We start from the raw sequence: 9,553 nt of genomic DNA, 5'->3' as shown, positions 1-9,553 counted from the left end.
AATGACCCCCTGCTTGTAAGGCAGGTGCTCTCCCAACTGAGCTATGCGACCACTTTTCCAATACTCAGTTATTATACTATATTTTTATGTGAATTTCAACCATTATTTTTAAATTTTTCCTTTCAAATTAAAAACTTCTCAACTTATTCACAGGAAATTTCCATTCAGGAGTTACAAGAATATCCTTATCTTTTATTGAATACCACACCGACATTTTACCGTCGTTCGGATTTACCAATATTTGAGTCTGTTGTGCAGGCATATATGACTGAGCCAGCATAAATACTTTTTCTCCTTTGTCATTTATCGCCATATCCACTATTATTACAGCATGACCGGGACTTCCGCCCATTATAAATACATCACCTATTTTCATATTTTCAAGACTTTGAGGTTTCATCTCTTTTTCAAGCGAGAGAGTCCCCGAATAAGCAAATACAATATTCATAAAGTTTCTAAAATCTTTATATGAATTTGATGAACCCGTTTTCTTATAATAGGAGCCTTTTCCATTGGGATTTATTCTGTATCCTTCTATCCATTTGGAATATTTTGCATTAAATCCCGAAACAAAGTTAAAATTTATTTTATCATATTCTTTTTTTGAATAGAAATACTCTCCTCTTATGAGCATTATGGCATCCGCACATTGGTGAAGGTCTCTGTCTCCTATTTCCACATCTATTACACTGTCATATATTCCTTCACTTCTTTTCGCTTGCCCATTAAAATATAAAACCTTTTCTCCGTAAGGTTTCAACTTCATATTTCTCAAAAACTGGGCAAAGCTCCCTTTTTCTACCTGAACTCTCTTATATCCTTTAGGAGGATTATATCTCGTTTCTATTGTCATTCCTGAAGGATTTAAAATATTATCGCTCTTTGATAAATTATTTATATCGTTCCGAATCCCTACCACTTCTTTATTTTTTTGTGTTTTACTATTACTTTTATCCTGTTTTTCAGAATTGCATGAGATTTGTAGACATACAAATATTATTAAAATAAATTTTTTTAATTTTATATTTTTTATCATAAATATCTATTCCTTTCAGAAATAATCCAATTTTTTTATAATAACGCTTTTATGTATTCTATATTATTTTTCTGATAACGTCAACCTTTTATTCAATTATAAAAAACATATATTATCTTTTTGAAATTTACTCTCTTTAACCTCTCCTTTTTTTATTCTAACATATATTTTTTATTCTGACGTACAATTTCTAAAGTTAAATAATAAAAAAACTATCTTTTAATATTTTCATATTTCAAGATAGCTTTTTTACTTAGATTGCTCAAGTACTCAGACAAGTATTCAAAATTAAATTTTTCTGTAACTTTTCATATGTTTTTTAAAGCTGCTAAAAATTAACTCTAAATCCTGTCGTAAATACATTGTTACCTGCTTTATGTTTCTCCATTTTTGCGTCATAGTTTATATACCATGCAAATCTCGGATTTACTTCCGTCAATACTCCTATCCCTGCCCATGTGCTGTTTCTTGACAAGCCTATCCCTTTTACTTTGAATTTCGCATTCGCTAATCCTGTATACGACGCTTCAAAACTTAAATCCTCTTCCTTAAATCCTATATGCTGTGTTACATATCCTTGGAATGTCGTCTTGCTTCCACTTGACCAGTTTATCGACTGACCCACTCTTAATCCTACTAACCCCGATGTCTGACTGTATCTCTTCTTCTCCGCTTTCAGTCCAAACTGACTGTTCTCTTCGTTAAATGCTCCTCTCGTTACCGTATCATGACTTATTCCTATATACGGTGTCAATGTGAAGCCTCCGCTCTTTATGTCATATCCTGTTTCAAGATACCCCGATAACACTTTATCTTTATGCTCTATTTTTGCCCTCTTCGTATCAGTTCCTCCAAGCAGTATATCCCTTTCTACATTACTTGTTATAAATCCTGCTCCTATTCTTCCCTGTAAGTAATACGGTACTTCCTTATTTCCCAGTCTTCCGTATAATGATATTCCAAATCCGTCTGCCTTTGACTCTCCTCCGTATCTGTCAAATTTTACATCCGATTTTGAATATGATAAAGCTGTTCCTAATATCAGACTGTTTCCAAATGCTTTGTCTATCCCTACTTGTCCTCCGTATACGTGAGTAGTTCCTACTCCGAAACCTTCCTGTCTTAACTTACCGTTCGCTCCTATCCCCGTTACCCATAATCCTGCATTGTCTCCTACATTATCAAGAGTTCCGAGCATTACCAGTCTATTTGACAGGTCCTTATTCACTGTCTGTGAGTGCTGGAATGTCAGTGCCTGTGCCGAAGCATATATCTGTCCTGATAGACTGTCCAGTACCGCTGCTGCTGTAGGTAATGACATTTTTTGTATTAGAGCCGCATTTCTTGCAAATGCGGATGTTTCTTTTATATTTCCTCTTTCTATCTGACTGTCAAGCTCCTTAAATGATGTTTCCAGATTTCCCGCAACATTGTTTCTCATTGCATCTCCCACACTTGAAGTCGATACATAGTCTTCCACATTTTTTCTGCTCAAAGTTGCATTAAGACTGTTTCCTTTATTTTCCACATTCCCGTTTAACATACTTCCTGTTTCTATATTAGCAACATTTCCTTCTATTTTATTATCCGAAGTTATGGACGACTGCACGCCTTTTGCAGTTACATATTGTGCCTCTCCGTCTTTTTCAGATTTCAGCTCTAATTTAGACCCGTTTAATACCACTCTTCCCTTTACATGTAAATTGGAATTGGAATTTAAAACAGTTGTTGCATTCTGTCCTACTGTATAGTTACCTCCAACCGTTACATTGTTTCCTTGTACTTCAAGACTTCCATTTTCATTTTGTATATCATTTTTTATGTTCACATTATCAACTACTACCATATTACCGAATGCTATTCTTGTAGCTCCTGCATTATATGTAGTTCCCTTTATTATAAGGTTTCCATTGTTTATTACAGTATTTCCCGTATAAGTCAGTTTACCGTCAAATTTTAAAGTTCCCGGTCCATTTTTTATAAGTCCTGCATCTCCTGCGATGTCATTGGAAAACGTATATGTTCCTGCCGATACATTTACAACGACATTATCTGCCAGTGCAAGTCTTTTATCAAATAATGCAGGTCCTTTTAATGCTTTATCAACATTTAACAGTCCCCAACCGAAATCTTCATCTACTCCTACTTTTCCTATATCAGTAGCTGTAGATAAGATAGTCTGTCTTATAAGACTTCCGTCCATCCAAGGATATTTTCCTTTTAATAACGCTGCTGTAGCCGTTACCATTGGTGCAGCATAAGAAGAACCGTTTGCACCATACGTTGTACCTTTAGATGTATAAGTAATGCCCGACACTGCTGTTACTGTCCAGTTTTTAGCTACTCCCGCTCCTGAAAGTCTTTCAAGTTCATCCCATTTTGTTTCCCCAGGTCTAGCTGACATATACTTATTTGCAAGTCCAACAACATTGATCCAGCCTTTTTGCAGTTCGGGTACTTTATAAGGTAGTCCGGGTTCGAGGGAAGGTTGATTATGAAATGTTTCATTTCCTGCCGCCCACACAAATAAGACTCCTTCATTTACTTTATCTTTATAGAATTGCAAAATATCCGAACCTATCTGACCTTCCACGGCTCTTGGATTATTCCAATCATAATCTGTTACTTGACTGTTGACTCCAAAAGATTGATTAAATATTCTCGCTCCTCTGTTATATAAGTCATTATACATTCCGATAGTAGGGTCAGGATGATATTCTCCTTTATTATTTCTTGTTGATGCATCAGCAGCTACTATTGTAACTCCCTTTGCTATCCCTGTATTTGTATTTCCTCCTATTACTTCAGCCACTGTTATACCATGATCCTCATCAGCAGTTTGGTTGCTATGTTCATTAGTTTTAATAAGTCTGGTTCCAAATTTATTAGTCATATCTGCCTGAAGAGCGGCATTTGTCGTACTAAATCCCATATCTATAACTCCTACAACTACTCCTGCGCCTGCCTGAGATGTTGCAGCACTGCTTAAATTATTAGGATTATTTTTATCATATACTCTCGTTCTGTCATTCCATTTTATATTTCCATTAGAATCTTTTGATGACTCCACAGGTGCACTCGGTGTACTTGGAGTTGACGGCGGTGTACTTGGCGTACTTGGCTTGCTTGGGATACTTGGTGTAGGGCTTGAAGTCCCTCCACCTCCACCGCCGCCTCCACCGCAGCTTATAAGTGTTACCAATAGAGCAAGTATTGCTATTTTTTTCTTAATTCCCATTTTTACTAATTCCTCCTATTTTTCTTTCATATTTTTTTAGTTTGAGTATCGTATTTGAATGAATAAAGATATTAGTGCTTTATTCTTCTGAATTTTCGGAAGCTTCTTCATATTCTATATATGCTTCCGCTTTTTTCATTTTTTTATTACCTTCGAATAGTCCTCCTTCTTGGATTATGAACAATGTAGACACTACATTTGCCAATACTTTTCCTTTTTCTCCTATTTCCACTTTCTCGGCAAGTATATCTCCCGAAACTTCTCCGTCTACAAATACTGATTTTGCAACGATATTACCTGTTATTCTTCCGCCACTGCTTACATGGACGGTATTATCACATTTAATATCACCTTCCAACACTCCTTCGATTTGTGTCATCGTATCGGTTTCAATTACCCCTTTGACATATGTTTTTGATGATATTACACTTATTCCCTCGGAAACATTTAATTCTTTCCCATTATTGTTAGAAAATATTCCCATGGCACACTCCTTTCGTTTTCAAATATTATATTAAAATTTTTACTATCCCAGTCTATAAAATTTTTAGGTTGGATAGGCGTTCCATTATACCTTACTTCATAGTGTAAATGTGGTCCTGTAGAATTACCTGTATTCCCACCTTCGGCAATAATTTTACCTTTCCCGACTATCTCACCTGATTTTACCAATATTTTGTTTAAATGAGCATAAGCTGTTTGAAAACCGTACATATGGTCTATAACTATCACATTTCCATACCCATTTTTTACTCCTGCAAAACTGACTTTCCCTATAGCTGTAGCAACTACAGGTTCGCCTACACTAACCCTTAAGTCTATCCCATGATGAAATTTTCTCTCTCCTGTAATAGGGTGAATCCTTTCTCCAAAAGGACTTGTAATATGAATTTCTCCCAGTAAAGGATTTCCACTCGGAATTATACTAAACATCAGATTTTTCTTATCTTCAGGTATGTTTTTAATATTACTTAATGTTAAATTTTTCAGGCTTTTTAATTCAGCAGCTTTCATTTTTAGCTCTTCTTCATATTTTTTCCCATTCTCCAAGACTTCCTTATTCTTGGTTAAATACAATTGAAAAGTTTTATACTTCATAAATAAAAACCATATTACTCCTGCCATTCCGATAAATATTAAAAAAATTATCATATTAACTAATCTTTTTAATCTTTTCTTTCCCAGCGTGGACTTTTTCAAATAACTCTTTGTTCCTGTTTCACCAACCTGAATAATTATACCTTCTGTAAACTTTTTCTGTTTTTTTGCTTTATTCTTAGGTTCTTTCTTTTCTTTTTTTACTGTCTTCCCAAATACTTCATTCATCTTTTTTTCTTTTAATGTATTTAAGACTTCTAATTCAACTTTTCGTTTTTTTTCCATATTTTGGTTAACTTAAAAAAAGCTTTCTCCTTAATTTTATTTTTTAATTTAATATATTATACTACATTTCATTAATTTATCCAAATATATTATTAAAAAATAGGACTGTTTCAAATTTAAATTACTAAGATTTTGAAAAATAAATAGAAATATTTTTGATTTATTTTATTTTTATTTCTTATTTTGAAACAGCCTTATTTTTTAAATATTTTCTGATTAGTTCAGTTATTATAAAATTAGTTTTTCAGAGTCTTTCCATTAATATCTGTACCTGTTTTTCAATATCAGGCAATACAAATTTGAAAATATCATTTTTCTCCGTAACAATTATATTAGGCAATACTAGTGAGCCAAAAATTTGCAGTGTCAATACATCTCCGATTGTATTATCTTTTTCTCCGGCAATTTCAAATATCGTTTTTTTTATTTTGGGTAATCCTATATTTTTTAAATATGCCGAAAACTGTTTTTGTTCATCAAATAAAAATTTACCTTCATATAATAGATATTTTATCGACTCCTTAAATTTTAATATCTGTTTTAAAAAATTTATAAGAAATTTTTCAAATCTAATTCGTGCATCTAATTCATAATTATCCAAAACATCAAATACAGTCCATAAATCTTTCGACATAACGGAAACAGCCTCTTTTATCAAATTCTCCTTTCCTGTAAAATGATAATTTACAAGGGCTTTATTTACCTTAGCTTTTTCCGCAACTCTTTTCATCGTCAGCTTTTGGCTGCCTTCCTCCTGAATCAGCTTAATCGTAGTTTGTAAGATTTTTTCGTAGGTCCCGTTCAATTTTTTATCGATTTTTCTCACCCCAATCTATTAAACCACTGTATTCAGATTGTAATCATTTAGTTGTATTTGATAATAATATTCTTTTATAACTTATTATACTTCTTATGTATTTTTTTGTCAATAAAATTAAAATTTTAATTTAAGATTTCCAGTCATTATGGCTCTTTTGACTTTTCAAATTCCTGATTTTCAAAATACAACGATTTTCTTGACTTTTTGGATTTTATTAGTTATACTTTTAATGGAAAAGATATAAATTTAGGAGGTAGAAAATGAATCAAAATATATTAATCAACAATCTGGTTAAAGTGAAAAACAAAGAATACGAACTTGCAAAAAATATTTTTCTTGTTCTCAGCGGAACAATTTTTATTGCCCTTATGTCGCAACTTACTATACCTTTACCATATGTTCCTATAACTGGACAAACTTTGGCAGTTATGCTTATCGGACTTGCTTATGGTAGAAAATTAGGTACTTCAACTTTATTATCCTATATCACGGCAGGATCTGTCGGATTACCCGTATTCGCTAATTTTAAAAGCGGATTACCTTTTTTATTCCCAAGTGGAGGATATGTTATAGGATTTTTATTTGCAGCGATGATTTGCGGATATTTTGCAGATAAAGGTTGGACAAAATCTTATGTGAAATTAATACCCGTATTAGTTCTCGCTCATTTTGTACTATATTTCTTCGGACTTATACAGCTTGCCATTTTCTTGCCGGGAAAAGATATTTTAGCAATCGGTCTTATTCCATTTATTATCGGAGATATAATCAAAATGGTACTTATGACTTTATTACTTCCATTCGTTTGGAAATTTGTAAAAGAATAATAACAAACTTTAAGAATAAAAAATTTTTCTAAAATAAAAATAGAATATTAAAAAAATACATTTATTTATTCAATAAATTATATTGATTTAAAATAGTTATTCACTAAGAAAAAAATGATAAATTTGCCTATGGCTTAAATATTTTTTTCTAAACGTTTATTTTTTATTTTAAATAATATAATTTAGAAGATCTCATAAATGTATTTTTTATATTTTATTTTCTAATTTATAAAGTAATTCAATTATTATACTCCATAAATTTTCATCAATTCTTCAAGTTCCTTTTTTTCTTCTATTTCCCCTATTTTTCTCACAGAAAGGATAATAGATTTTTTCTTTTCATTAAGCTCTGTAACTACAGCTTCAACTTCATCCCCTACAGAAAATTTTTCAGAAATATCCTTCAAAAATTCTTCTGTCAATTCTCTCTTAGGTATCAGTCCGTTAAATCTGTCAGTTAATTTTACAAGTACGCCATTTTCGAGTATTTCCGTAATACAGACCTTCACTTTATTACCTATTTTATACTGTTCCGCTGCTTCTTTCCAAGGAGATATCACCAGTTGTTTTATACTTCCACCTATTTTCTTTTCATTTTTATCAATAGAAATTATCTTAAATTCTACTTCATCTCCCACATTATATTCTGCCTTATTATTTTTATCCCATGAAAATTCATTTCTATGGATAAATACTTCTATTCCTTCTTTTGTTTCAATAAATATACCATATTCCTGAACATTTATCACTTTACCTTTTATTATATCGTCAATACTGTAAAATTCTTCTATTTTATTCCATACATCATCAAGTAATGCTTTTGTACTTAATGATATTCTGTTTTTTTCATCATTGAAGTTTATAATTTTAAATCTGATTACATCTCCAACTTTATATTTGGATCCTAAATTTGAAATTCTTCTGTATCCTAAATCAGAAACATGCAACAATCCGTCAACATCTTTTTCAAGTTCTATCAACAATCCAAATTCAAAAATTTCAGAAATAGGTTTTTCAAGTATATCTCCAATCACATACTTTTCTTTTACAGCATTCCACGGATTTTCCGACAGCTGTTTAATACTTAATTTCAAGTTTTTCTTTTCATTATCAATGTCAATAATCTTAGCTTTAATTCTATCTCCCTGCTTATAATTTTTTAAAGCATCTCCTACATGGTTCCATGCCAACTCGGAAATATGGATAAAACCATTATTTCTATCAATGTCCACAATCAAACCAAAATCAAGTACTTCCCTAACATTTACATCAACAATATCTCCAACATTGTGATTTGCAGCAAACGAAATCCAAGGATCTTCTTCCAGTTGCTTTACACTTAATTTTATCTTTCTTTTCTCTTCATCCTTTTCAATTATTTTTGCTTTTATCTCGTCATTTATACCAAATTTTTCTATTAAATCATCTACCTGTTCCCATGATATTTCTGAAATATGTATAAACCCTGTTGTCGCTCCTAAATCCACAATTATACCGAAATCAAGTATTTCTTTTACTTTACCTGTTGCAGTATCTCCTATATTAACTGATTTAAAAAAATCTTCTTCTTCCTTTTTTACTAAATCAGACCTTGAAATTGTCAAATTATTTCTCGTTTTTTCTTTTATTATAAATTTAAATTTTTCTCCTATATGGTCATTATTTCTTTCAAAACCTGAGAGTGAAAATGGTAAAAAAGCATCATTTTTACCTACTTTAACTGAATAGCCTCCTTTTATCTTTTTAGATACAACTCCTGTAACTATTTCTCCTTCAGCCAAAGTTGCAAATTCTTTAGCTTTATCAAGTAAAAATTTAGACACTATTACGTTTTCTTCATCGTTTCTCAATACTTTCACTTCGATAGTGTCTCCTATATTATAGTTCTCTACTTCTCTAATTAATATTCTTCCTTCCTGTTTTCCATTCAAATCCAGATATGCAAAATCATTATCTTTTCTCACAATAACGGCTTCTACAATGTCTCCTGACTTCTTTTCTTCAGGTAAATAATCATTCAACATTTCCTCAAACAAATCATTAAATTCACTCATTTTATATCTCCTTAGACAGTATGGTCTTTTACTTCACTTTATTATTATTATACCAAATAAAAGAAAAAAAATGAAGTATAATTCCTCAATAAAAGATATATACTTCATCTTCCGAACATTTCCTATTTATTATCAAATAAATATCAAATAAAAAAAGTGGCGTCCCCGGTTGGACTCGAACCAACGACCCTTTGG

At 31.7% G+C, this 9,553-nt stretch carries 7 protein-coding genes; 1 reads left to right on the top strand and 6 read right to left on the bottom strand.

Going from position 1 to position 9,553, the window contains the following annotated elements; translation table 11 throughout:
- Positions 1–127 precede the first annotated feature (127 nt).
- The 5 genes from ACO5J6_RS09925 to ACO5J6_RS09905 form a co-directional block, all read right to left on the bottom strand.
- Positions 128–853 (bottom strand): DUF4846 domain-containing protein, encoded by a 726-nt coding sequence (locus tag ACO5J6_RS09925; protein ID WP_485643713.1) that lies wholly within the window; start codon positions 851–853, stop codon positions 128–130.
- 511 nt (positions 854–1,364) lie between these two features.
- The gene (locus ACO5J6_RS09920) at positions 1,365–4,274 is read right to left on the bottom strand and encodes an autotransporter domain-containing protein (protein WP_485643712.1); all 2,910 of its coding nucleotides are present in this window, start codon (positions 4,272–4,274) and stop codon (positions 1,365–1,367) included.
- A gap of 79 nt (positions 4,275–4,353) precedes the next feature.
- Positions 4,354–4,758 carry a bactofilin family protein gene (locus tag ACO5J6_RS09915; protein WP_485643711.1) on the bottom strand — a complete coding sequence of 135 codons (405 nt, stop codon included), beginning with the start codon at positions 4,756–4,758 and terminating at the stop codon, positions 4,354–4,356.
- Complete coding sequence (locus ACO5J6_RS09910; protein ID WP_485643710.1) at positions 4,722–5,657, bottom strand: M23 family metallopeptidase; 936 nt, start codon at positions 5,655–5,657, stop codon at positions 4,722–4,724. The genes ACO5J6_RS09915 and ACO5J6_RS09910 overlap by 37 nt, the downstream gene beginning before the upstream one ends.
- 244 nt (positions 5,658–5,901) lie before the next feature.
- Positions 5,902–6,483 carry a TetR/AcrR family transcriptional regulator gene (locus ACO5J6_RS09905; protein WP_485643709.1) on the bottom strand — a complete coding sequence of 194 codons (582 nt, stop codon included), beginning with the start codon at positions 6,481–6,483 and terminating at the stop codon, positions 5,902–5,904.
- 254 nt (positions 6,484–6,737) lie between these two features.
- Here ACO5J6_RS09905 and ACO5J6_RS09900 point away from each other — a divergent pair, with 254 nt between their 5' ends.
- Positions 6,738–7,304: a biotin transporter BioY gene (locus tag ACO5J6_RS09900; protein WP_485643708.1), complete on the top strand. Its 567-nt coding sequence runs from the start codon at positions 6,738–6,740 to the stop codon at positions 7,302–7,304.
- A 245-nt stretch (positions 7,305–7,549) separates the two neighbouring features.
- On the opposite strand, the gene ACO5J6_RS09895 is transcribed toward ACO5J6_RS09900, so the two are convergent.
- Positions 7,550–9,358: a S1 RNA-binding domain-containing protein gene (locus tag ACO5J6_RS09895; RefSeq protein ID WP_485643707.1), complete on the bottom strand. Its 1,809-nt coding sequence runs from the start codon at positions 9,356–9,358 to the stop codon at positions 7,550–7,552.
- Positions 9,359–9,553: the final 195 nt, after the last annotated feature.

This window comes from Pseudoleptotrichia sp. (assembly GCF_057270515.1).
Note: the sequence above shows the minus strand (reverse complement) of the source record. Positions and strands in the feature narration are given on the sequence as shown.